Source organism: Mesorhizobium sp. M0184 (assembly GCF_040322215.1).
Lineage (GTDB): Bacteria > Pseudomonadota > Alphaproteobacteria > Rhizobiales > Rhizobiaceae > Mesorhizobium.
In genome coordinates, this window is sequence record NZ_JAMYSZ010000001.1 from 496,355 (window position 1) to 519,600 (window position 23,246).

The 23,246-nt window shown below is 63.4% G+C and carries 27 protein-coding genes and 2 pseudogenes; 12 read left to right on the forward strand and 17 right to left on the reverse strand.

The features are described from left to right. Positions 1 to 8 precede the first annotated feature (8 nt). The 12 genes and pseudogenes from tolB to NKJ23_RS02585 form a co-directional block, all read right to left on the reverse strand. Complete coding sequence (gene tolB / locus NKJ23_RS02530) at positions 9 to 1,280, reverse strand: Tol-Pal system beta propeller repeat protein TolB (RefSeq protein ID WP_245274748.1); 1,272 nt, start codon at positions 1,278 to 1,280, stop codon at positions 9 to 11. Between the two features lie 79 nt (positions 1,281 to 1,359). After that, positions 1,360 to 2,517, reverse strand: coding sequence for a cell envelope integrity protein TolA (tolA, locus tag NKJ23_RS02535; RefSeq protein ID WP_352677944.1), 1,158 nt, complete (start codon positions 2,515 to 2,517; stop codon positions 1,360 to 1,362). A gap of 7 nt (positions 2,518 to 2,524) precedes the next feature. Continuing rightward, on the reverse strand, positions 2,525 to 2,983 hold the full coding sequence (tolR, locus tag NKJ23_RS02540) for a protein TolR (RefSeq protein WP_352677947.1): 459 nt from the start codon (positions 2,981 to 2,983) through the stop codon (positions 2,525 to 2,527). A gap of 9 nt (positions 2,984 to 2,992) precedes the next feature. Further along, positions 2,993 to 3,703, reverse strand: a complete 711-nt coding sequence (gene tolQ, locus NKJ23_RS02545; RefSeq protein ID WP_023677997.1) for a protein TolQ — start codon at positions 3,701 to 3,703, stop codon at positions 2,993 to 2,995. A 296-nt stretch (positions 3,704 to 3,999) separates the two neighbouring features. Then, the gene (gene ybgC / locus NKJ23_RS02550; protein ID WP_023677998.1) at positions 4,000 to 4,470 is read right to left on the reverse strand and encodes a tol-pal system-associated acyl-CoA thioesterase; all 471 of its coding nucleotides are present in this window, start codon (positions 4,468 to 4,470) and stop codon (positions 4,000 to 4,002) included. Between the two features lie 127 nt (positions 4,471 to 4,597). Continuing rightward, positions 4,598 to 5,638, reverse strand: coding sequence for a Holliday junction branch migration DNA helicase RuvB (ruvB, locus tag NKJ23_RS02555; protein ID WP_023677999.1), 1,041 nt, complete (start codon positions 5,636 to 5,638; stop codon positions 4,598 to 4,600). 46 nt (positions 5,639 to 5,684) lie between these two features. Continuing rightward, the gene (locus NKJ23_RS02560) at positions 5,685 to 5,969 is read right to left on the reverse strand and encodes an AbrB/MazE/SpoVT family DNA-binding domain-containing protein (protein WP_023678000.1); all 285 of its coding nucleotides are present in this window, start codon (positions 5,967 to 5,969) and stop codon (positions 5,685 to 5,687) included. 40 nt (positions 5,970 to 6,009) lie between these two features. After that, positions 6,010 to 6,630 carry a Holliday junction branch migration protein RuvA gene (gene ruvA / locus NKJ23_RS02565; protein ID WP_023678001.1) on the reverse strand — a complete coding sequence of 207 codons (621 nt, stop codon included), beginning with the start codon at positions 6,628 to 6,630 and terminating at the stop codon, positions 6,010 to 6,012. 13 nt (positions 6,631 to 6,643) lie between these two features. Further along, a complete protein-coding gene (locus NKJ23_RS02570; RefSeq protein WP_023678002.1) occupies positions 6,644 to 7,066 on the reverse strand; it encodes a type II toxin-antitoxin system VapC family toxin in 423 nt (140 codons plus the stop codon). Beyond that, complete coding sequence (locus NKJ23_RS02575) at positions 7,044 to 7,313, reverse strand: AbrB/MazE/SpoVT family DNA-binding domain-containing protein (RefSeq protein ID WP_023678003.1); 270 nt, start codon at positions 7,311 to 7,313, stop codon at positions 7,044 to 7,046. Before NKJ23_RS02575 ends, NKJ23_RS02570 begins: the two co-directional genes overlap by 23 nt. 56 nt (positions 7,314 to 7,369) lie before the next feature. Beyond that, positions 7,370 to 7,882 (reverse strand): crossover junction endodeoxyribonuclease RuvC, encoded by a 513-nt coding sequence (gene ruvC, locus NKJ23_RS02580; RefSeq protein WP_023678004.1) that lies wholly within the window; start codon positions 7,880 to 7,882, stop codon positions 7,370 to 7,372. 265 nt (positions 7,883 to 8,147) lie between these two features. Further along, a pseudogene (locus tag NKJ23_RS02585) lies at positions 8,148 to 9,013 on the reverse strand (SDR family oxidoreductase). 180 nt (positions 9,014 to 9,193) lie between these two features. Between NKJ23_RS02585 and NKJ23_RS02590 the strand changes: the two are divergent. Then, complete coding sequence (locus NKJ23_RS02590; protein ID WP_245274745.1) at positions 9,194 to 9,511, forward strand: winged helix-turn-helix transcriptional regulator; 318 nt, start codon at positions 9,194 to 9,196, stop codon at positions 9,509 to 9,511. A 38-nt stretch (positions 9,512 to 9,549) separates the two neighbouring features. Here NKJ23_RS02590 and rcdA read toward each other — a convergent pair whose 3' ends face one another. Then, positions 9,550 to 10,077: a protease adaptor protein RcdA gene (gene rcdA, locus NKJ23_RS02595; RefSeq protein WP_352569592.1), complete on the reverse strand. Its 528-nt coding sequence runs from the start codon at positions 10,075 to 10,077 to the stop codon at positions 9,550 to 9,552. A gap of 579 nt (positions 10,078 to 10,656) precedes the next feature. Between rcdA and NKJ23_RS02600 the strand changes: the two genes are divergently transcribed. Further along, positions 10,657 to 11,208 carry a DUF2269 family protein gene (locus NKJ23_RS02600; protein WP_352677951.1) on the forward strand — a complete coding sequence of 184 codons (552 nt, stop codon included), beginning with the start codon at positions 10,657 to 10,659 and terminating at the stop codon, positions 11,206 to 11,208. A gap of 40 nt (positions 11,209 to 11,248) precedes the next feature. Here the strand turns inward: NKJ23_RS02600 and NKJ23_RS02605 are convergent, their stop codons facing one another. Together NKJ23_RS02605 and NKJ23_RS02610 are read right to left on the reverse strand one after the other, a co-directional pair. Next, positions 11,249 to 12,019 carry a sulfite exporter TauE/SafE family protein gene (locus tag NKJ23_RS02605; RefSeq protein ID WP_352450835.1) on the reverse strand — a complete coding sequence of 257 codons (771 nt, stop codon included), beginning with the start codon at positions 12,017 to 12,019 and terminating at the stop codon, positions 11,249 to 11,251. Positions 12,020 to 12,113: 94 nt separating this feature from the next. After that, a complete protein-coding gene (locus NKJ23_RS02610; protein ID WP_352677954.1) occupies positions 12,114 to 12,563 on the reverse strand; it encodes an Lrp/AsnC family transcriptional regulator in 450 nt (149 codons plus the stop codon). Between the two features lie 132 nt (positions 12,564 to 12,695). Here NKJ23_RS02610 and NKJ23_RS02615 point away from each other — a divergent pair, with 132 nt between their 5' ends. From NKJ23_RS02615 to NKJ23_RS02625, 3 genes are all read left to right on the forward strand, one after another. Then, on the forward strand, positions 12,696 to 13,580 hold the full coding sequence (locus NKJ23_RS02615) for a DMT family transporter (protein ID WP_352644564.1): 885 nt from the start codon (positions 12,696 to 12,698) through the stop codon (positions 13,578 to 13,580). A gap of 176 nt (positions 13,581 to 13,756) precedes the next feature. After that, on the forward strand, positions 13,757 to 14,404 hold the full coding sequence (locus tag NKJ23_RS02620) for a thiamine phosphate synthase (RefSeq protein WP_352677957.1): 648 nt from the start codon (positions 13,757 to 13,759) through the stop codon (positions 14,402 to 14,404). 1 nt (position 14,405) lies between these two features. Beyond that, positions 14,406 to 15,437, forward strand: coding sequence for a tetratricopeptide repeat protein (locus NKJ23_RS02625; protein ID WP_352450838.1), 1,032 nt, complete (start codon positions 14,406 to 14,408; stop codon positions 15,435 to 15,437). A gap of 42 nt (positions 15,438 to 15,479) precedes the next feature. On the opposite strand, the gene NKJ23_RS02630 is transcribed toward NKJ23_RS02625, so the two are convergent. After that, complete coding sequence (locus tag NKJ23_RS02630) at positions 15,480 to 16,496, reverse strand: zinc-dependent alcohol dehydrogenase family protein (protein WP_352677959.1); 1,017 nt, start codon at positions 16,494 to 16,496, stop codon at positions 15,480 to 15,482. Positions 16,497 to 16,608: 112 nt separating this feature from the next. Between NKJ23_RS02630 and NKJ23_RS02635 the strand changes: the two genes are divergently transcribed. The 7 genes from NKJ23_RS02635 to NKJ23_RS02665 all read left to right on the forward strand — a co-directional run bounded on the left by NKJ23_RS02635 (position 16,609) and on the right by NKJ23_RS02665 (position 22,697). Continuing rightward, positions 16,609 to 17,466, forward strand: a complete 858-nt coding sequence (locus NKJ23_RS02635) for a LysR family transcriptional regulator (RefSeq protein WP_352677962.1) — start codon at positions 16,609 to 16,611, stop codon at positions 17,464 to 17,466. A gap of 138 nt (positions 17,467 to 17,604) precedes the next feature. Continuing rightward, complete coding sequence (efp, locus tag NKJ23_RS02640; RefSeq protein ID WP_023678016.1) at positions 17,605 to 18,171, forward strand: elongation factor P; 567 nt, start codon at positions 17,605 to 17,607, stop codon at positions 18,169 to 18,171. Positions 18,172 to 18,252: 81 nt separating this feature from the next. After that, positions 18,253 to 19,053 carry an inositol monophosphatase family protein gene (locus NKJ23_RS02645; protein ID WP_023678017.1) on the forward strand — a complete coding sequence of 267 codons (801 nt, stop codon included), beginning with the start codon at positions 18,253 to 18,255 and terminating at the stop codon, positions 19,051 to 19,053. Positions 19,054 to 19,152: 99 nt separating this feature from the next. Continuing rightward, positions 19,153 to 19,860 (forward strand): PAQR family membrane homeostasis protein TrhA, encoded by a 708-nt coding sequence (trhA, locus tag NKJ23_RS02650; protein ID WP_023678018.1) that lies wholly within the window; start codon positions 19,153 to 19,155, stop codon positions 19,858 to 19,860. Between the two features lie 115 nt (positions 19,861 to 19,975). Continuing rightward, positions 19,976 to 21,001 (forward strand): MotA/TolQ/ExbB proton channel family protein, encoded by a 1,026-nt coding sequence (locus tag NKJ23_RS02655; protein ID WP_023678019.1) that lies wholly within the window; start codon positions 19,976 to 19,978, stop codon positions 20,999 to 21,001. 1 nt (position 21,002) lies between these two features. Next, complete coding sequence (locus NKJ23_RS02660) at positions 21,003 to 22,034, forward strand: peptidoglycan -binding protein (RefSeq protein ID WP_023678020.1); 1,032 nt, start codon at positions 21,003 to 21,005, stop codon at positions 22,032 to 22,034. Positions 22,035 to 22,298: 264 nt separating this feature from the next. Then, the gene (locus NKJ23_RS02665) at positions 22,299 to 22,697 is read left to right on the forward strand and encodes a hypothetical protein (protein ID WP_352677964.1); all 399 of its coding nucleotides are present in this window, start codon (positions 22,299 to 22,301) and stop codon (positions 22,695 to 22,697) included. Positions 22,698 to 22,776: 79 nt separating this feature from the next. Here the strand turns inward: NKJ23_RS02665 and NKJ23_RS02670 are convergent. Next, a pseudogene (locus tag NKJ23_RS02670) lies at positions 22,777 to 23,116 on the reverse strand (DUF1304 domain-containing protein). Positions 23,117 to 23,246: the final 130 nt, after the last annotated feature.

Sequence of the window (23,246 nt, forward strand, 5' to 3'; positions counted from 1 at the left end):
TTCTTCCATCACTCCAGCAGCGGCGACCAGGCCGGATCCGAGGCGAAGTTCGCCGTCGGGATCGACTGTTCGTTGCGGCCGGTGAGATCGACCGAAACAAGTTTTGGTCCGCCATTGGAATCGCGGAAGAACATCAGCACCCGGCCGTTGGGCGCCCAGGTCGGCCCTTCCTGCTGAAAGCCGGTGGACAGGATGCGCTCACCCGAACCGTCGGTGCGCATGACGCCGATCTGGAATTCGCCGCCGGTCTGCTTGGTGAAGGCGATGAGATCGCCGCGCGGCGACCACACCGGCGTCGAATAGACGCCGTCGCCAAACGAGATGCGGGTCTGGCCCGAGCCGTCGGCGCCCATCACATAGATCTGCGCGCGGCCGCCGCGATCCGAGGTGAACACCACCTTGCTGCCGTCAGGCGAATAGGAGGGTGAGGTATCGATGGCGGTCGAGTTGGTGAGCCTGGTCGTCGAGCGGCTTCTCAGATCCATGGCGAAGATGTTGGAATTGCCGTCATCGCGCAGCAGGCTCATGATTACCTTCTGGCCGTCCGGCGAAAAGCGCGGCGCAAACGTCATGCCGGGGAAATTGCCGACCAGCTCGCGCTGCCCCGTCTCGATCTGCAGCAGGTACACCCGCGGCTGGCCGCTTTCATAGGACATGTAGGTGATTTCCTGCCGGTTCGGCGAAAAGCGCGGCGTCAGCACGATCGATTTACCGTTCGAGAGATAGCGGACGTTGGCGCCGTCCTGGTCCATGATGGCAAGCCGCTTCTTGCGCGCATTCTTGGCACCGGATTCGTCGATGAAGACGACGCGCGTGTCGAAATAGCCCTTCTCGCCGGTCAGCCGCTCGTAGATCGCGTCGGCGATGATATGGGCGACGCGCCTGGTATTGGCGTCGTTGGCGAAGAACTGCTCGCCCGACATCTGCTGGCCGGCAAACGTGTCCCACAACCGGTACTGGGCGCGAATGCGGCCGTCAGCCTCCTTGCCGACACTGCCGGTGACCAGCGCCTGCGCATTGATCACCTTCCAGTCTTCGAAGCGCGGCGTGGCATCCGGGTTCGAGATCTTTTCAATGAAAGCGCTTTTGTCGATCGGCGCGAACAGGCCGGAGCGTTTCAGGTCGGCACTGACGATGCCGGAAATCTCGGCGCCGAGCGCATCGCCGCCCTGGAAGTCCGTGATGGCGATCGGCAACGGCTCGACATTGCCCTTATTGACGTTGAGCTCAACGAGCGCCCGCGCCGGCAGGGTGACAGCAACAGTCATACCCAGCGCCATCGCTGCGATCGTCAGGAGCGGCTTGAGGATGGATTTCATGTCTTCTCGCTTCTCTTCGCTGATTCTGTGGGAGCCGGGCCTAAAGACCGAGCATCTCCCTGGGGTCAAAAGTGACCCGAACGTCGGACCAGATTTCTTGCTTGCCCGCCGGAACCTGCAAGCCGGCCACATCGCATTTCTGAACCGCGCGCACTGCACTTTCGTCAAACGGGCGGTTTCCGCTCGACTTTTCAACGCTCGGCCGGCCATCCAGCTTGCCGGAGGCGTCCAGATTAAACCGGACCACGACGACGAAATTCTCCGAACCCTCGAGCCCTGCCGGAAGCGTCCAGCAACCACCAAGCTGGGCCTCCAATGCCCCCTGCTCCGATTTCGAAAGCTTCTGGCCCTGGTCCTTCTCGCCGCCGAGCGATGCCTGCTGGGTCGAGCGCTTGGCGCCGCCGCCGGACGGCTTCCGCTTGTCGAGCAGCGCCGAAATCTCGTCGGCATTGAATTGCTTGTCGTCCGATTTCGGCCTGGACGAGGCTTCCTTGACCGGCTTGTCGGTGTCCTTGCGCTCCGGCGCCTTCGCGCTTTCAGCCTGGGCCGGCTGCGGCTTTGGCCGAGCCTCGGGCGCCGGCGCCGAGTCCGGAAGCTGCGCCTCCTCGGTCGGCGGTTGCTTGGCAATCGCCTCGGCGACGGCATCCGGCTTGACCTCGGGCTGCGGATCGATCGCGGCAGTCTTGTCCTGCGGCGGCGTGGGCGTCGGCTCCTTGGCCGGCGTCGGCTTGGGCTCGGTCTGCTTGACAGGTTCGGGCTTGACCTCTTCCTTCGGCTGCGGCACCGGCGCCACCTCCGTAGCGGGAATAGGCTTCGGCTTTTCCTTCGGCTTCGGCACGTCCTCAGGCTTGGGCTTTTCGACCGGCGTCGGCGCGGGTGGCGGAGCCGCCGTCATGTCGACCGGCTGGGGCTTGGGCTCAGGTGTCGGCGGCTTGTCGGTATCGACGCTGTTATCGCCGACTTTCTGGGCATCGGGAACGACGTCGGGACGCTGTGTCGGCAGCGGCGCCGGCTTGTCATGCATCACAGACTTCTTGTCGCCTTGCAGGACCTGTGCCGTCGCTTCCATCGGCACGATCTCGACCGACACCGATTCCGCATCGGACGCAGGCATCGCGGGCGGCGCCGACAGCGTGAACAGCCCGAAGGCAATCGCCACCGTATGCAAGATCACCGATGTGGTGAGGCCGGTCCTCATCTTGCGTCTACTGATCCTGTTCCTGCAGTGAAACCAGGCCGATATTCTTGTAGCCAGCAGCCGAGACGCGGGCCATCACCTTCATGGCAGTGCCATAGTCGGTGGACTTGTCACCCCTGATGAAAATGCGCTCGTCATAGCCGGTCTTCGAGATCGACTGCAGCTTTGCCACCAGCTCCTCGATCGGGATCTCGGTTTCCTGGAGGTAGATCTGACCGGCCGAGTTGATGGACACGGTTATAGGCTGCGTATCGGCGTTCATCGCTTTGGCCTGCGTGTCCGGCAGGTCGACCGGCACGCCGACCGTCAGCAACGGTGCCGCGACCATGAAGATGATCAGCAGCACCAGCATCACGTCGACCATCGGCGTGACGTTGATCTCCGAGATCAACGCGTGGTGGCGGCCGCGCCGCCTGTGGCCTCGACCACCGCGCCCTCCGCCACCCGCGCCTACAGACATTCCCATGATCGTTCCTCAAGCCTTCTGCGCGACTTTTTCATCGATTTGGCGCGAGAGTATGGCGGAGAACTCATCCGCGAACCCTTCCATGCGCACCGCGATCTTGCTCGCGTCGGACGACAGCTTGTTGTAGGCGATGACGGCCGGGATTGCGGCGAGCAGGCCGATGGCCGTCGCCAGCAGCGCTTCGGCGATGCCGGGCGCGACCACCGATAGGCTGGTGTTCTTCGAGGCGGCGATCGCCTGGAACGAGGTCATGATGCCGATAACCGTGCCAAACAGGCCGATGAAGGGCGCCGCCGAGCCGGTGGTGGCGAGAAAGCCGAGCCGCCCTTCAAGCTTTTCCATCTCGCGGGTCAGCGCCAGATCCATCGCTTTGTCGATGCGGGTCTGCAGGCCGAGTGGCGATTTCGCGCCTTTCTCGAAGCTCTTCTTCCATTCGCGCATGGCGGCGACGAAGATCGCGCTCATGCCGGTCGTCTTGCGGTCGGCGAGCGTGCGGTAAAGCTCTTCCAGCGACTGCCCCGACCAGAACACCTGTTCGAAGCGGTTGAGCGCCAGCCGCATGCGGGCATAGGCGACGAGCTTGTCGACGATGATCGCCCAGGTCCAGATCGAGGCACCAAGCAGCCCGATCATGACCAGCTTGACCACCCAACCGGCCTGCATGAACAAGGCCCAAATCGATAAATGCGCGCCCGGTTCGGCGAGAGCGATGTTTTCCATGTTACGTCCTTAAAGATTTTCCGGGCGTGGCTGGCGGCTGGCCCATGGGCATCCCTTGTGGTCCGTTCGCGTTAGGCTTGCGGAATAACCCCAAATGCACCGTTGGCGGCCTTTTCGGGGCAAATATTGGTGAAAGGAAGGCGCTTGGATTCTCCCAATCTTAACCAATCCCTTCATGGACCGTTATGGTTAAGGATGGGTTAGGACGTACAGCGCGGCGCATTGCCGCGCCCTGATAGGCCGCCTCGCGATTCTGGCCTGGACCGGGAGCTCCGGGATCGTCCGCCTCTGAACCTTTATTTGCGCGTTCTGGGCATGAAGGCTGCGATCCAGTCCTTGGGAAAGCGCCGCGGCCGCCCGTTCTCGCCGACGATCGCCGCTTCGACACGCGCCTCGACCAGCACTTCGCTGCCGCGCTTCAATTGCTGCGCCATGACGATGCGGGCGCCGGAAATCTCGTCGGTGCGCGTATCGATGGTCAGGATGTCATCCATGCGGGCCGAACCGCGGAAATCGATCTCCATGCGCCGCACCACCCAGACTATTTTCTCGCCATGCTTGCCGTCGGCAAGCTCGGTGTGGTGGACGCCGGCCAGCCGCAGATAGTCGGACCGGCCGCGCTCGAAGAATTCGAGATAGCGCGCGTGGTAGACGACGCCGGAAAAATCGGTGTCTGCATAATAGACCCGCGCCATCAGTCGATGGCCGAATTCCGTCAGCGCGCCGGAAAGTCCGGCGGACAATGCCGATTCACCGTGATCGTCCATTGCGCTGTCCTTTTGGCCCGACAGGCCCTGTTTCAAGCAACACCTGTTTTGCGCATAGACCGGCGATGATCAAGACCTGGAGGGCTGGGCCGGGGAACTGCCAGCACCGAGCCATAAGTAGCGGAACTTAGGGTTCTTCCTGGAACAGGCTGATCTGCTGCTGCGCCAGGTCCTTTGGCGCGTCGAGGCCGAGATGCCGCCAGGCATTGGCCGCCAGCACGCGGCCGCGCGGGGTACGCATGATGAAGCCTTGCTGGATCAGAAAGGGTTCGATGATGTCCTCGATGGCATCGCGTGGCTCGGAAAGCCCGGCCGCGATGGTCTCGATGCCGACCGGCCCGCCGCCGAAATTCCGTGCGATCATCGACAGATAACGGCGGTCGAGCGCGTCGAGGCCGAGCCCGTCGACCTCCAGCCGCGTCAGCGCCTCGTCGGCGACCTTGCGGTCGACATGGCCGTCGCCGGCAACGCTGGCGAAGTCGCGCACCCGGCGCAACAGCCGGCCGGCGATGCGCGGCGTGCCGCGCGCCCTCCGGGCGATCTCCAAAGCACCGTCGTCGCCGAGCGGCATGGCAAGGATGCGGGCGCCACGCCGCACGATCTGCTCGAGTTCCTCGACCGAGTAGAAATTGAGCCGCACCGGAATGCCGAAGCGGTCGCGCAGCGGGTTGGTCAACAGGCCGAGCCGGGTGGTGGCGGCGACAAGCGTGAAGCGGGCCAGGTCGATCTTGACCGAGCGCGCCGCCGGCCCCTCGCCGATGATCAGGTCGAGCTGGAAATCCTCCATCGCCGGATAGAGGATTTCCTCGACCGCCGGGTTGAGCCGGTGGATCTCATCGATGAACAGCACGTCGCGGTCTTCGAGGTTGGTGAGCAGCGCCGCCAGATCACCGGCCTTGGCGATGACCGGACCCGAGGTCGAGCGGAAATTCACGCCGAGCTCGCGCGCCATGATTTGCGCCAGCGTCGTCTTGCCGAGGCCGGGCGGGCCGACGAACAGCACATGGTCGAGCGCTTCGCTGCGCCCCTTGGCGGCCTCGATGAACACTTTGAGATTGGCCCGCACCGCCGCCTGGCCGACGAAGTCGCCAAGCGTCTGCGGCCGCAAGGTCTGCTCGGCGTCCTCGCCGCGTCTGTCGGGAGCAATGAGGCGTGGCGAAAGGCTCATGCGCATACCGCCCGAAAGAAAAAGTTTGTATCGATACCGATCAACGTCACCCGGCACCCTCTCGTTCGTCGCCGTGCTCCTCGCCAACAACATGGCGGCCCACTGCATCTCTTACCACCGCGTCGATCTGTTCCAGCGCAGCAGGCCCGTCAGGTGGATCGCCTAGAAATCCAGCGAGGTCGGCAAATTCGAGATTGCGCGGCGTTCCTATCAGGAGACCATCCACGACCGTCCACGCAACAGTATCGCCTGACTTGAGCGACAACTCGTTCCGGACTTTCTTTGGAATCGTAAGCTGCCCCCTGGAGGTCAAGCTTGCATATCCGACCATGCTCTTGTTCCTAGTCGGAATTTATTTGTCGGGCAACGTCTCACCGTGCCAGCTCCTTCAGCCCGAAGCGGATCAGCTTCGACGCGTCCGCCTCCTCGCCTGCCGTCTTCAGCGCCGCCGCCACCGCATTGGCGGCGGTGTCGCGCGAATAGCCGAGATTGACCAGCGCCGAGACGGCGTCGGTGATCGGCGCCGAGGCGACGCCCTCGCCGAGCTCCTGCTTCAGGCCGATGGTGCCGGAGGCAGTGCCCGCATAGGCCGGCGCCTTGTTCTTCAATTCGGTGACGATGCGCTCCGCCACCTTCTTGCCGACGCCCGGCGCACGGCTGACCATGGCGATATCGCGCAACGCAATCGCATTGGCGAGATCGGCCGGCGCCAGCGTCGACAGGATGGCCAGCGCCACCTTGGCGCCGACGCCTTGCACATTGTTCATCAACAGCCGGAACCATTCGCGCTCCAGCACCGACTGGAACCCATAGAGCCGCAGCATGTCCTCGCGCACATAGGTCTCGATGAACAGCACGACCGCCTCGCCCGGCCGCGGCAATGCCGCCAGCGTGCGCGCCGAGCAGTAGGCGACATAGCCGACGCCATGCACGTCGACGATGCAGAAATCCTCGTCGATCTCATCCAGCGTGCCTTTTAGCTTGCCGATCATTTGAGCGTGCCGATCATGCCGGGTGGGTTTCCGGAGAGATGATATCGAGGTCCGGGAAATAGCCGCGATAGCGCGCGGCATTGCGCGTCAGCAGGCGATGCCCGGCGACAACCGCATGGGCTCCAATAAAGAAATCCGGCAGCGTTCGTTCGCGAATGCCGCCGGCGCGGCGATAGCGGGAATGCGTGACACCGGCGAGGAAGGCTGCTTCCCACGGCAGGAATTCGCGATCCATCTTGAGCATGTCGGCTGCTTGACGAAGAGCCTGTTCGGTCGCAATCAACGGCGCGAGTTCGGACCAGACGATTGCATTGATAACAAGTGCGCCGTCGCGCCGGCATGCGGTAATCGCGGATGCCGACCATTTCGTCTCCCGTCCGGCAGGACCCCAAACGTCGATCAGGACATTTGTGTCAATCAATGTCGAGATCTTCACGTGGGCCCCTCAGCCATTCCATATATTCGTCCGTCGTCATGCCTCCCAGATCCAGCGTACCGGCCATACGATCGAGCATCTGGCTGAATCTGCGCGAGGCTTCCTCCTCCGACATGTTTTCGTCGACGGCTATGACACGAGCCCCGTCCTCGGTGGGGACGAACTCCACCTCCGAGCCCGGGCCGATACCCAGATGATCCCGTATTTCCTTCGGGATGGTCACTTGGCCCTTGGTGGTAACGCGCATGGTAATACCTCGTTGGTATTACTTATTGCCCACTGGAGAACAAGTCAAGAACATACTTATCCGGCCAGCGCCGCCATCCTGTAGGCGATGCTCTGCCGGTGATGCGCGTGACAGATGGCGATAGCCAGCGCGTCGGCGGCGTCGTCGCTGTCGAAAGTCGCCTTCGGCATCAGCACCTTGACCATCATGTGGATCTGCTTCTTGTCGCCATGGCCGACGCCGATCACCGCCTTTTTGACGGCGTTTGGCGCATATTCGGCAACGACAAGGCCGGCACGCGCCGGCACCAGCATGGCGATGCCGCGTGCCTGGCCGAGTTTCAGCGTCGCCGCCGCGTCCTTGTTGACGAAAGTTTGCTCGACCGCCGCCTCGTGCGGCATCGCGGCATGCAGGATCTCGGCGAGCCCGTCATGCAACTGGCAAAGACGCACCGCCAGCGCGGCCTTGTCGTCGGACCGCACCGTGCCGGAAGCGACGAAGCGAAGCGAATTGCCGAGGCTTTCGACTATGCCCCAGCCGGTGCGCCTCAGCCCTGGATCGATGCCGATGATGCGAATCGCTTCCCCCATCCGTCAACTTTAACCCCGGCGAGCAGCGATGCCAGCGAAATGTGAACAAACCAGAAACAGCAAGCCGAGTCTGGTTTAGAGAATGTTTGAGAATTCGCTCTGGCGAGACAGATAGCGTGGTTTTCGAGAACCGGAGCGGAGCGTACATAAGTACGCGAGCACCGGAAGCGCAGAAGGCTGCGCTAGTCTAGCCGTTTGAATAACTGTTGGCGCGAGCGACAGACGGTCCTCTGATCCTTTGGCGGATGTGACAGCCATCTCGGTTTCAACCGCGCAATGCTGCCGCAACGACGCTCTCCAGTGGCGTTGTCGGTCGACCGATCAGCCGGCTCATGGCGCCGCCGTCATCGAACAACGCTCCGCGTGAGGCTGCAATGTCGGCATCGGCCAGGATAGCGGCGAGATCGGCGGGCAGCCCGGCGCCTGTCAACACACCCTCATAGGCCGCCCCGGCAAGATCGTTGTAGGCGATCGCTTTGCCCGATTGCCGCGAGACCTTCGCCGCAAGCTCGGCGAGCGTGAAGGCTTGGTCCGCGGCGAGCTCGTAAGTCCTCCCTGCTTGATCCTCGCTCGTCAGCACCACGGCCGCGGCCTCGGCATAATCCTGCCGCGCCGCGGACGAGAAGCGCCCCTCATTTGCGGCGCCGATGAAGGCGCCGTGCTCCAGAGCCGCCGGGAGCGCCATCAGATGGTTCTCGGTGTACCAGCCGTTGCGCAGGATGACGGCGGGTAGGCCGGAGGCCGCGATGACCTCCTCCGTCTGCCGATGTTCGACCGCGAGCCTCGCGGGAGACGTGTCCGCATGCAGCATGCTCGTGTAAGCGATCAGCGAAACCCCACCCGTTGGGCGGCCTTGATCACTGACCGATGCTGCGGCAAGCGGCCGCTGACTTCGGTCGAGGAAATCAGCAGCAGTCTATCGACGCCGGCCAGCGCCATCGGGAGCGTGTCGGGACGATTATAGTCCGCCTCCCGCACGACTACGCCGCGTTGGACAAGATCGCTGGCCTTTGCCGGATCACGAACCGCCGCAACGATCCGGCTGGCCGGAACTGTCTTCAGCAGTGCGTCGATCACGAGACGGCCAAGCTGTCCTGTTGCTCCAGTTATTGCGTACATCGTTCTGTCCATTTCGTGGTTGGATGGATTGAGAGCCTCAGATAGCGGCTCTCGTTACCATCGGAAACCACGTATCTTGTAGTTACCATCATTTTCCGGTAACCAACTGGAAACTCCCATGGAAGATGCGCGATGGTCCTCAGGATGCGAACGAAGGTGAAGGCGCTTCCCGGCTGCCCAATGTCGAGGTGCATGGCGCTGCTTGGCGGGTGCTGGACACCCGAGGTGCTCTGGTCCTTGAGCGACGGCCCGCGCCGGTTCTCCGAATTGCGCCGCGATATCCCAGCCATTTCGGCGAAGGTGCTGACCGGCAGGTTGCGCGATCTCGAGGAGCGTGGCGTCCTCGCACGCCACGTGATGCCGACATCGCCGCCGACCGTGGAGTATGAGCTGACGTCATTGGGGCAGGAGCTGCTCCCAGCGATCAGGTCTATCGTGGAGGTCGGATCGCGCCTGCTGCTGCGTGATTCTCCCCGCCTGATGATCGCGAGCCCATCCCTTCGCGGTTAGTCTAGATGGTCGCCGGAGTAGAATTATGAAACGTTCTCTCAGCCGCGGGCGAAAGCCGTGTTTAGCAGCGTGATCTGGTCTGAGACCGGATTGACGCGACGGCTCGACGGCGGCACCTCGGCGAGGCCGCCATAGATCTCCTCGTCCATCCGGCGCACCAACGCCTGCAGCCGCAGCGAACGGTTGACGAGGTCGATGAAATCCTTCGGCAGCTCGGCCCAGCCGGGCGCCTCCTCATGCGCGGAGGCGGTGTCGAGACGCACCTTGGATTTTTCTGAGGCCACCTGATCGCGGGTCATCTCGCCGGAATTCGCCGCCCGCTGCAAAAGCAGCCACGAGGCGACCTGCATCAGCCTGGTAGTCAGCCGCATCGATTCGGCCGCATAAAGCGTCGCCGCCAGCCTCGACAGCTTCTTGGCCTCGGCGCGGCCCTTGCCGTCGAGATATTCGGCCGCCTGCTCGACCAGGCCCATGCCTTCCTGATAGAGCGGCTTGAAGGATTGGGAGAAAACCCGGCGCTCCGCCAGCTTGATGGTTTTCGCGCTCGCCTTCGAAGGCTCGTTCATCGCTACGCCCCTGCACTTGCCTGACAGCCGGCCGATTCGGCTCTTGGCCGCCATATCCGGCAGCCTAAACGACTGAAGCTTGAAAATGCGCTTCGCTGCCAGCGAAGGCAAGCACATGTTTAACAAACGGTTAACGGCCGCATTTAGCCGGAAGGACGCCCATGCCGGCGCACAAAAAAAGAGCCGCGGATAAGGCGGCTCTCAGGAGTTTAACAGGGAGGCGTCAAACAAAGTGGCTCCAACCACTCGGTAAGAATCCAGATCACTGGATGGACATAGTAAACGCCTGTAAAGCTTAACGAAGCCTTAACGCGGGGCATATTTTTCGATCAAGCGCCCAGCAACTGTGCCGTAACAGCACAGCTGACTGGCCACGGCGCCGTTCACACCACCGCCTGGAAAGTAGGGGCGACGCTTGCGCCATGGTTTCCTCCAAATGGTGACCGGCTTACCGAAACAAAACGGCACTGCGCGCGACATCGTTCCGAAACAGGCGCCGCGCTAAACGCCCGTTCCTCGCAACGAGGCGGAGCAAACCTTGCGCTCCGGCAATCATGACAATCTCTCAAGGAGCGAACAATGGACTGGTACTCGGCCGTTAAATTTCTGCACATCGTCTCGGCGTTCCTCTGGGTCGGCGGCGGCTTCACGCTGATGCTGCTCGCGGTACGCGCCGACCGCGCTGGCAACGTCGAAGGCATGCTGCAGGCGATGCGCGCCACCGGCGAGCTCGGCAACCGGTTCTTCGCGCCGATGTCGATGCTGACATTGCTTTTCGGCCTCATCATGTGCGGCTTCTGGGTCGGCTTTTCCGATCTGTGGGTGCTGATCGGCCTTGCCGGTTATGCGACGACCTTCTGCATCGGCATGTTCATCTTCAAGCCGACTGCCGACCGCATGGCAGGCATGATCGCCAAGGATGGCGTGACGCCGGCAGTGCTTGCCCAGGGCCAGCGCGTCCTCAGCGCCGCGCGCTTCGACTATTCGGTGATGCTGGTGATCATCGCGGACATGGTGCTGAAGCCGACGCTGCACGACATCACCATTCTGGGCTGCATGGCGCTCGTACTCGCAACCGGCATTGCCCTGGCGCTTGGCAGGACGCGGCAGCTGCTGCCGAGTGCCGCCTGAGGTGTAAGGAATCCGGCGGCGGCCGAATGGGGCCGCCGTCTTACAGGAGGCCGGCGATGCCGTCCCACAGAAGCTTGACCGCGACGACCGCCACGGTCGCATAGGTGAAGGGATAGAACAGCTCCGGCCGCATCCGCCGCACCAGCCAGGCGCCGGCGATGGTCGACAGCGGCGCCAGCGGCATCAGCACCGCCGATGCGGTCAAATTGGTGGTGTCGAACTGGCCGAGCGCGAAATAGGGGATGAGCTTCAGCGCATTGGTGACGGCGAAAAAGATCGCCGCGGTGCCCGACAGCACCTTCGGATCGAGCCTGATCGGCAGCGCATAGACCTGAAAAGGCGGGCCGCCGACATGGGCGACGAAGCTGGTGAACCCGGCAACAGTACCCCAGAAGCCCGCGGCGACGCGGTTGGGCTCCGCCGCGTGGCCGGCACCGTGGCGGAGCTGCAAATAGAGCCAGCGCAGCACGAAGATCAGGGCAACCGCGCCGACGATCAGCCGCACCATCTCTTCGGTTACAAGTGCCGCCGTCAGCCAGCCAAGGGCAATGCCGATCACGGCGCCCGGCATCATGTCGGCCAGCATCTTGCGGTCGAAGATACCCCACCACGTCCACACCGAGACAATGTCCATCAGGCACAGAATTGGTAGAAGAATTGCGGCAGCCTGAACCGGCGGCATGGTCAGCGCCATCAACGGCACGCCGACAAAACCGACGGCGCCGCCGAAGCCGCCTTTCGACAGGCCGACGAGGATGACGGCCGGAATGGCCGCGGCATAGAACCAGGGATCGACGAGCAGGCCTGACATGGGAAGGGACGCTGGAGGGAAAGTTGAACTCTGGAATAGACCAGAAATGGTCAGGCCGCGACCGCAAATATGTGGGCCACGCCACCGAAACCCGTCACATGTTTGGCATGTCGAGCGGCGGCGGGCGTCTCCGGATCGGCTGCGCCTTGATGATGGCGGTGCTGGTTTCGGCCTTGTCGGCGATGCGGTCGAGAATCCCGTCGAGCTCGCCGATCGAGCGGACGAACAGCCGGGCAACGAAGCAGTCATCGCCCGTCACCTTGTCGCATTCGCCGAATTCCGGGATTTCCTCGATCAGCTTCTGGACGATGTGCAGCTTGCCCGGCAATGGCCGGATGCGAACGATCGCCTGCAAGGCGTAGCCGAGCGCCTGCGGATCGATGTCGATGGTGAACGCGCGGATGACGCCGCGATCCTCTAGCCGCCGAAGCCGCTCCGAAATGCTTGGTGACGACAGCCCGACCTGCAGCGCCAGTTCCTTCAGCGAGGTCCGTGAATCCTTGACCAGGATATCGAGGAGCTTTCTATCGAGCTCGTCCAGCATTTTACAATTCCAAGAAAAAGCCGATGTTTACCTAATTTAATGAGGTTCGTCCTGCATATCACCGGCTAGAAGTCATGGAAAGACCCGATCCGCTGTGGGATTATAAAATCTCAACGGGTTTCAGGAGCATCCATGGACAACACGGTACGCGGCACGATCGAAATGACGGCGGCGATGGCGATCCTCGGCACGATCGGCTGGTTCGTCGTCCTTTCCGGCCAGCCCATCATGGACGTGGTGTTCTGGCGCTGTGCTTTCGGGGCGGTAACGCTGCTGATCATCTGCGCGGCGCTGGGACTGCTGCGTGGCAGGCTGTCGCTTCGCATCGTCGCGATCGCGGCTCTCGGCGGTGCTGCCATCGTTATCAACTGGCTGTTGCTGTTCAGCGCGTTTTCCCGCGCGTCGATCTCGATCGCCACGGCCGTTTACAACACGCAGCCCTTCATGCTGGTGGGTTTTGGCGCGCTCTTCTTCTCCGAACGGCTGACGGTGACCAAGCTGACCTGGCTCGGCATCGCCTTCGCCGGCATGCTGCTGATCGTGCAGGCCGCGCCCGATGGAGGCGATCATGGTACGGATTACTTTACCGGCATTGCGATGGCGCTGGCCGCGGCTTTCTTCTGGGCCGTTGCGGCTATCGTCACCAAGAAGCTCAAAGGCACGCCGCCGCACCTGATCGCCCTGATCCAGGTCTGCGTCGGCGTTCTCATGCTGGCACCCTTCGCCAATCTCACCCACCTTCCGGTCGATGCGCGGAGCTGGGTCATGCTGGCGACACTCGGCATCGTCCATACCGGCCTGATGTACATCCTCATGTACGGCGCCATCCAGAAGCTGCCGACGCATCTGCAGGGATCGCTGTCCTTCATCTATCCCGTCGTCGCCATCCTCGTCGATGTCGTCGCCTTCGGCCATCGGCTGCATCCGGCGCAGATCGTCGGCGCCGCCGCCATCCTGGTCGCCGCGGCTGGCATGAATCTCGGCTGGTCGCTGTGGAAATCGAAGGTGCCTGCGTAGGGCCGCAAGCGACCAGGCGAGGAGAATTTCGGCCAACGGCAGTCATGCGCCGAGCCCTATTGAATCATTGACGGCAATCGTGATCCCCCTGCCGCCTGTTCAATCCCCGCACTTTGCTCTATGCCGCAATGCAACCATCTTCGCCCGGCATAGGCGATAACCGGGACCGAACACCAATGAATGACGCAACGCCGCCCAACCGCTGCCGTATCGTGCTGATCGCGCCGCCGAACGTGCCGGCCGCGCGCATCGCCGCGGCCTTCGACGGCGGTGACGTCGCCTCGCTCATTCTGCCGGAAAACGGTATGGACGAGGCCTCTTTCCAAGCCTTTGCCGAGCAGATCGTGCCGGTGGCGCAAGCGGCCGGCATTGCCGTCATCATTGCCGGCGACACCCGCATCGCCGGCCGTGTCCAGGCCGACGGCATCCATGTCGAGGTCGGCAAGGACGAGCTCGCCGAAACGATCGAACACTTCCAGGCCAGGATGATGGTCGGCACCGGCGGCGCCAAGACCCGCGACGATGCGCTGGAACTCGGCGAGGTCAGGCCTGATTACATTTTCTTCGGCCGCTTCGGCTACGACAACAAGCCTGAGCCGCACCCGCGCAACCTGTCGCTCGGGCAATGGTGGGCGGACGTGATCCAGATCCCTTGCATCGTCATGGCCGGATCGGATCTTGCCTCGGTGGAAGCGGTCGCCGCCACCGGCGCTGAATTCGTGGCGCTGTCCAGCGCCGTCTTCGCCGAGGACGTCGATCCGAAGATGGCGGTCGCCGCCGCCAACGCGCTGCTCGACGAAACCGCGCCGCGCTTCGAGGACTGACGTGCTCTCGCGGAAAATCCTTTTCAGCGCCTTTCTCGCAACGGCCGTGACGCAGGCGATAGCGGCGGAACCCGTTCCGCTGCCGCAGCCCAGGCCGGATTCCAGCGAACCTGCCGACAAGCCGATCGCCGCACAATTGCCGCAGCCCGCCACTACCACCCCGTTGCCGTCGGCCGACACCATCAACCCCGACCGCTTCGGCGCAAAGCCGTCCGACGCTGCCTACGGCGCCTTTCAGCGCGGGCTCTACAAGACGGCCTACAACCTTGCGCTCTCCCGTGCTCAAAACGGCGATCCGGCGGCACAGACGCTGGTGGCCGAGATACTGTCGCGCGGCCTCGGCGTGCCGGTCGACGCGGCAGGGGCGGCGAAGTGGTATGCGCTTGCCGCCGAGCAGGGCGTGCCGGAATCGCAATTCCAGTATGCGCTGATGCTGCTCGACGGCCGCTACGTCAAAAAGGACGAGAAGGAGGCCTATGCGCTGATGCAGGCCGCCGCCGAGGCCGGCAACCGCCTGGCGCAGTTCAATTTTGCGCAGCTGATGGTCGAACAGGAGCCCGGCGATGCCGGTATTGCCAAAGCCGTATCCTATTACGAGCGCGCTGCCGCGACCGGGCTTGCCGACGCACAATATGCGATGGCACAGGTCTACGCCAATGGCGCCGGCGGCAAGCCGCGCGACGATGTCCGCGCCCGCGGCCTGCTGGCACAGGCCGCGCGGCAGAACTACGACACGGCACAGATCGATCTCGCCACCTGGATGATCGAGGGGCGCGGCGGCGCCCGCGACCTGAAATCCGGCTTCAACTGGATGAAGCAGGCCGCAGAAGGCGGCAATGTCGCCGCCCAGAACCGTCTCGCCAAGCTCTACATGAACGGCATAGGCACCGACCCGGATCTGATCCTCGCCGGCGCCTGGTATGTTGTCGCCCGCCGCGCCGGGCTGATCGACCAAGAGATGGACGATTTCCTGCAGGGCCTGACCGACGAGCAGACGCAGCAGGCGCTGCAACGGGCCAACCGCCTGCCCTGACCGCGATATCGCGATTCATTGCACCAAGCTCGTCAGGCGGGCTCATTGCGTATGATCGAGCACGACCTTGCCGAAGGGAGAGCCGTGTTCAAGGTACCGAAAGGCTTCGGCGGCCCGGCTCCATGGCACGACCCGGTCGATCACCGGTCTCAACCGGCTGACGACAATGGCGCGGTTCATCGCCTCGAAGGATTCGCGTGAGCCCACCGGTATGCCTCGCGCCCGGACCTGCCGGCGGAAGATGTCGAGCGGGTTGATGGCGCCGTCACTGCCGCCGAGATAGCCGATGACGTTGATCTGGGCGCCGCGCGCCGCTGCCCTCAGCGATTGTGCAAAACTCTGCGGTCCGCCAACCTCGATGATATGGTCGGCGCCGCGGCCATCCGTCAATCCCAGCACGGCCGATGCCCAATCGGGGACGCTGCGATAATTCACGCCATCCTGCGCGCCAAGTTGGCTTGCCCGTGCAAGCTTCTCGTCGCTGCTCGACGCCACGATGACGCGCGCCCCGGCAGCGGCGGCGAACTGCACCGCAAACAGCGAAACGCCGCCGGTGCCGAGGCAAAGCACGGTGTCGCCGGGTTTGACGCTGCCCTCCGTAAACAGCGCATGCCATGCCGTCACGCCGGCGCATGGCAGCGTCGCCGCCTCGAGGTCGCTCAGATTGGCCGGCGCCAGCACCGCCGCCTGTTCGTCGAGCCGGGCAAATTCGCTGAGCAGCCCGTCGATCGGGCCGCCACGTTGATCGGATGGCTCGGCCATGGCGAAACTGCCGCCGACCCAGCACTGCCAGAACGTGCCGCAGACCCGGTCGCCGATCTTGAACCGGCTGACCTCGGCGCCGATGGCAACGACTTCGCCGACGCCGTCCGACAGCGGCACCAGCGGCAATGCAAACTTCGTGTGATAGCTGCCGCGAACGATCTCGGCATCGCGGTAGTTCAGCGCCGTCGCCTTGACCTTCACAATCATCTCCTGGCGCCCCGGTTGAGGCATCGGCCGCTCGACCATTCTAAGGTTCTCGAGGCCGCCCGGGCTCTGCAATTCGATCGCCTTCATCGTCGTTCCTTTCCAGCTGGGTCCTGCCAGAGGAAAATCGCTTGCCATCCATCGGATTTCAAATTCATAATGTTCAGGATAATTATGCTTCTCTGACATGTTCGGGTGTGTCGTGCTTGAAGAACTGAAAACACTGGCCCTCTTTGCCGAGGAGGGTTCGATTCAGAAGGTGGCGCAACGCCTGCCATTGACGCAGCCGGCCGTCACCCGCCAGATCCAGCGGCTGGAGGAGATGCTCGGCACGGAATTGCTCGACCGCCGGCTAAAGCCGTCGCGACTGACCCCGGCCGGCGTAGAGGTGCTGGCACGCGGCAAGGAAATTCTCGCCGCCGTCGACGCGCTGAGATCATTCGCCAAGGGCAAGGAGCCGGAGGGCCTGCTGCGGCTCGGCCTCGCGCATGGACTTTGCGACAAAGCCGTGGCCGCCGCTATTGCTGATGCCGTGGCGCGGTTTCCGAAGGTTTCGCTGCGTCTGAAGAGCGGCTGGAGCCTTGAGCTGGCCGACCAGCACAAGCGCGGACAGCTCGACCTCGCCTTCATCCTGGACGGCAGCAATTCCAAAGCTGGCGACGGCGTTGTCGGAACCGAGCCCCTCGGCATCATCGCTGCCGAAAACACCAGCCGGCAAGCCGACGTCAAGACCATGCCCTGGGTCCTCAGCCCTGAACCCTGCGACGCGCGCCGGCGGCTGGCGGCTGCCCTGGCCGAGGGCGGCCACAGGTTGATGGTCGGCGCCGAGATTCAGGACGGCGCGCTGCAGATCGACTGGGTTCGTCGAGGCCAAGGCCTTGGCCTGCTGCCCCGGCGGCTGCTGCGGGAAAAGCTGCCGCAGGGCATTGCCCTGGTCGACGCTCCCGGCCTCGAGCTGTCGCTGCGAATTGTCGTGCTGCGTTCGCCCCACCTGCATCTTTTGAGAGAGGTCGCCGACGCAGTGACCGAGGCCGTCACCGCGACTGTCAGGGCGGACTGAGGCCGCCACGCCGCACTGCCGGGCCAGCTTCGTTCCCGCTTCATCGGAAGGCGCTCCTTGCCTCTGCTGGCGATTTGTGGTCTTGGAGGCGCCAAATTGCCCTTTGCGGCGATCATCTCATTTCCGGATCACCTCACCATGGCCAAGATCAATGGCAACGAAATCCGTCCCGGCAACGTCATCGAGCATGATGGCGGCCTTTGGGTGGCGGTCAGGACCAACACCGTCAAGCCCGGCAAGGGCGGCGCCTACAACCAGGTCGAACTCAAGAACCTGATCAACGGCACCAAGCTCAACGAGCGCTTCCGTTCGGCCGAGACGGTCGAGCAGATCCGGCTCGATCTGAAGGATTTTTCCTTCCTCTACGAGCAGGGCGACGCGCTGGTGTTCATGGACACCGAAAGCTACGAGCAGCTCGAATTGCAAAAGGAGTTCGTCGGCGATCGCGCCGCCTTCCTGCAGGACGGCATGATGGTGACGGTCCAGCTCTATGACGAAAGGCCGATCGGCATTTCGCTGCCCGACCAGGTGACGCTGACCATCACCGAGGCCGACCCGGTGGTGAGGGGCCAGACGGCAGCCTCGTCCTACAAGCCGGCGATACTCGAAAACGGCATCCGCGTGCTGGTGCCGCCGTTCATCGGCTCGGGCGAGCGCATCATCGTCGATACCAACGAAATCACTTACGTGCGCCGCGCCGACTAAGGCGTGATCCCAAAGAGTTGCAGACTTTTTGGATAAGATCATGCGTCAAGGCAAATAGGCGCAGCGACAGGAAGAACAGCAATGGCGCGTTCCGCGATCCTCAATGTCATGGTCCAGGCCGCAATGAAGGCCGGCCGCTCGCTGTCGCGTGACTTCGGCGAAGTGCAGAACCTGCAGGTCTCGATGAAGGGGCCGGGCGACTATGTCAGCCAGGCCGACCGCAAGGCCGAAGACATCGTCTTTGCCGAACTCTCCAAGGCGCGGCCCGGCTACGCCTTCCTGATGGAGGAACGCGGCGTGATCGAGGGCGACGACGGCCAGCACCGCTGGATCGTCGACCCGCTCGACGGCACCACCAATTTCCTGCACGGCATTCCGCTCTTTGCCGTTTCGATCGCGCTGGAGCGCCAGGGCCAGATCGTCGCCGGCGTCGTCTACAATCCGGCGATGGATGAGCTCTATACCGCCGAGCGCGGCGGCGGCGCTTTCATGAACGACCGCCGGCTGCGCGTCGCCGGCCGCACCAAGCTGGTCGATGCGGTGATCGGCTGCGGCATGCCGCATCTCGGGCGTGGCCAGCACGGCAATTTCCTCATCGAGTTGCGCAATGTCATGGCCGAGGTCTCTGGCGTCCGCCGTCTCGGCTCCGCCTCGCTCGATCTCGCCTACGTCGCCGCCGGCCGCATGGACGGGTTCTGGGAAACCGGCCTGTCGGCCTGGGATGTCGCCGCCGGCATTTTGCTGATCCGCGAGGCGGGCGGTTTCGTCTCCGATTTCGCCGGGGGACAGGATGTGCTGAACGCCGGTTCACTGGTCGCCGGCAACGAACTCATCCAGCGCGCGCTGTTGAAGACTATCAAAAGGCCACTCTCAGCCGGCTGATAGAGGCACGCCGCGCTGAACCGCCGCAGTCGCAAAACCGCAACCAAAGCTTGAAATACTGTCCCGCGGCCGCCCAGATAAGGTGGCGCAGGATCATCGATGACGAACAGCCGGCCCCAACCCCAGAGCGAACTCTCCCAGCTCGACATTCCCTTTATGGGGCGCTGGCATTACTCGCGCGCCGAGATCATCGCCGACGGCATTGTCCACGCCGTGGGCATCGTGCTAGCGATCGCTGCCGGCTCGACGCTGCTGGCACTGGCCGCCTATCGAACCGGCCCCGGCGAATACGTCGCCGCCGCCTTCTATGTAGTCTCGCTGCTCACCGTGCTGTCGGTTTCGCTGGCCTACAATGTCTGGCCGGTGTCGTCGCCGGCAAAATGGATATTGCGGCGCTTCGACCATGCCGCGATCTATCTGCTGATCGCTGCCACCTACACGCCTTTCCTGGCGCAGCTCGGCGGCTCGCCGCTGGCCGTTTCCATGATCGTCCTGGTCTGGACCGCCGCGGCGGTCGGCATCGCCATCAAGGTCTTTCTTCCCGGCCGTTTCGACCGGCTGGCGATCGTCTTCTACCTAGCCATCGGCTGGAGCGGTATCGTTCTGGTGGAGCCGCTCGTGCGGACGCTGCCGGCGACATCGATCGCGCTCATCGTTGCCGGCGGCATCGTCTACTCCTGTGGCGTGATCTTCTTCGCCTGGAAGGGCCTGCGCTTCCACAATGCGCTGTGGCATGGCTTTGTCGTCACCGGCGCCGGCCTGCATCTGGCCGCCATGGTCGACTGCCTGGTCATCAACCGGCTTTGACCTCCGGTCGCGGACAGTGGCAATATTGCCAAGCGCCATTCAATTTCGTCACAATTCCGTTTAGAGTCGCAAACACAAATTGATCGGCGGCGACGGCATCGGAAACGGGGCACGGATGACTCTTCTCAGATCCTTCGGCATGGGCAGGCGCTCCGACGTTCTGATCTACGATCCGCACAAATTGTCGAGCCCGCAGGTGTTTCTGCTGACCATGGTGATCTTTCTGTTCATCGTGGCCTTCATCGCCGCCATCCTGACCCGCCAGATCTCGACCGCCTTCGTCACCAATCCCGGCCTCAACGGCCTGATCATCGGCGTGCTGGCGGTCGGCATCCTGCTGGCCTTCGTCCAGGTCGGCCGGCTGTTCCGCGAGGTGCGCTGGGTCAACTCGTTCCGCGCCGGTTCCGAAACCACCGAACCGGTGTTGCTGGCGCCGATGAAGGCGATGATCGGCCGCTCCTCGACGATTGCTTTCTCGACCAGTTCGATGCGCACCATGCTGGATTCGATCGCCACCCGCCTCGACGAAAGCCGCGACACGTCGCGCTACCTTGTCGGACTGCTGGTGTTCCTCGGCCTGCTCGGCACCTTCTGGGGCCTGCTCAACACGATCGGCTCGATCCGCGAAACCATCGAGTCGCTCGATCCCGGCACCGGCGATGCCGCGGCCGTGCTCGAATCCCTGAAGCAGGGGCTTTCCGCTCCGTTGGCCGGCATGGGCACCGCCTTCTCGTCCTCGCTGTTCGGCCTCTCCGGCTCGCTGGTGCTCGGCTTCCTCGACCTGCAGGCCGGCCGCGCCCAGACGCGCTTCTATACCGAACTCGAAAACTGGCTGTCCTCGGTCACCGACCTGTCCTCCGACATCGTCGTTGCCGACGCGGCCAAGACCGAACCTTCCGAGGAAATCCGGCTGTTGTCGGAAAAGCTGCGCACCCTGCAGGAGAATGGCGGCGGCTCCAATCCGCGCGTCGCCACCGCCATGGCCAATCTCGCCGACGGCATTTCCGGCCTGGTCAAGAACATGCGCTCGGAGCAGCAGATCATGCGCGACTGGGTCGAGGCCCAGTCCGACGAGCAGAAGGCGATGCGCAACACCCTGGAGAAGATCGCCGACGCCTTGAAGAAGCCTGGGGTGCATTGACGTGGCGTTGGCACGAGGCCGGCGCTCCGACCGCCGCATCGATTACTGGCCGGGCTTCGTCGATGCGCTGTCGACGCTGCTGTTGGCGATCATGTTCCTGCTGACTGTTTTCGTGCTGGCGCAGTTCCTGCTCGGCCGCGAGATCTCCGGCAAGGACACGGTGCTCAACCGCCTCAACTCGCAGATCAACGAGTTGACCCAGCTTCTGGCGCTGGAGCGCTCGACGACGCAGGACAAGGAGGACACCCTTGCCAATTTGCAGGCGTCGCTGTCCGCGTCGGAGGCGGAAAAGAGCCGGCTCGAGCAATTGCTGGCGCAAGGCGCCGGTGCCGGCGATGCCGCCAACCAGCGCGCGACGGCACTTTCCGGCGAGCTCGACAGCCAGCGCCAGATCAGCCAGCAGGCGCTGAGCCAGGTCGAGATCCTCAACCAGCAGATTTCGGCGCTGCGCAGGCAGATCGCAGCGCTCGAACAAGCGCTCGACGTGTCCGAAACGCGCGACCGCGAATCCAACACCAAGATCGCCGATCTCGGCCGCCGCCTCAACGTCGCACTGGCGCAACGCGTGCAGGAGCTAAACCGCTACCGCTCCGATTTCTTCGGCCGCTTACGTGAAATTCTTGCCGACCGCGAGAACATCCGCATCGTCGGCGACCGCTTCGTCTTCCAGTCGGAAGTGCTTTTCCCGACCGGCTCCGAGGTGATCAACGATGCCGGCAAGGTCGAGATGAAGAAGCTCGCCGATGCCATCATCGAATTGCAAAAGGAAATCCCGCCGGAGATCAACTGGGTGCTGCGCGTCGACGGCCACACCGACAACAAGCCGCTCTCCGGCACCGGCCGCTACCGCGACAATTGGGAATTGTCGACGGCGCGCTCGACATCGGTAGTCAAGTTCCTGATCGAGAACGGCGTGCCGGCCAACCGGCTGGTCGCGGCCGGCTTCGGCGAATTCCAGCCGCTGGACCCCGCCGATACCGAAGAGGCGCGCAACAAGAACCGCCGCATCGAGTTGAAGCTGACCGAGCGGTGATCTGCAAGCCTTTGGCTTGTATCATGCGCCAGGTCGAGCCGGCTCAAGTCGGCGGCATTTAGGGCACTGGTGCGGCAGCGGCAAGAGCTGAAAAAATTACCTTTTTTTAATTACACTTTGCCGCCATGGCCTTTTAGCCTTGGTCATGGGCCGAGAACCGCCGGCGGTGGAACCGCTCATCGCGACGCGACGGAACCTGACGGCCCGCGGCCGGAAGGCAGGACCCTCCCAACCACCGCCTTCCCCAGTAAAGGAGACGCAACCATGCGCTTCTTCGCTCCCAGGAATCTGAGGACTGCTACGCTCGCCACACTGCTCCTCGCCGTTCCGTTTGCTGGCACTTACGCCGGCCCGCGTGCGACGGCCTTGATCAATCAGATCCAGAGTGTGGAGACGGGTATCCAGGGCGCCATCCGGGCGAACAAGCTCGAGCCGGGCGAGGCACGTGACTTGCGCACGCAGGTCGCTCAACTCGATCGGGCCGCCCAGAGGGCCGCACGCGATGGAACGATGCCGAGCACGCAATATCAGCAGTTGCTGGCGCAGCTCGACGATGTCAGCCAAAAGCTGCGCGCTGACACCGGCAGTGCCTTCCTCATCGGCAACGGCGCCGATGGCGGATACTATCCCAACGGCTACGGCCCAACTTATCCAGGCGGCTGAAATCGGCCGCAGTGCCCGGCACTGTGGCAATGGATTTTGCGCATGATCCTTTTCCAGCTTTCGGTTCGGGGATCATGCGCTAGCCCAACGCCAGCGCAATCAGCGCCAGCACTGCCGGCACTGTCTCGATGAACAGGATTTTACGGCCCGCCGTCGCTGCGCCGTAAAGACCGGCGACGGCGACGCAGAGCAGGAAGAAGACTTTGAACTGGAAACCGGCTTCGCCGAGGTAAAGCCCCCAGATCAGGCCGGCTGCGAGAAAGCCCCTGATTGGCCGCGAGCACTTTCGAGGCACTGGCAAATTCCGGCGTCAGCCTGAATACCATATGGCCGCGCGGCGTGTCCTACAGCACCATCTCAAGATAGACGATGCAGAGGTGGATCACGGCCACCAGCCCGACCAGCACATTGGCGATCATGTTTCGTCTCCGCATCGCGGTCTGCCGCCGCCGGACGACATTGATCACGCACGCCACCGCTTCCACAAGATGCTTTTCGGCCGTTGCAGCCGGCAGTCGATGCGTCGATCGCGGACGGCTTCGGGGTTGC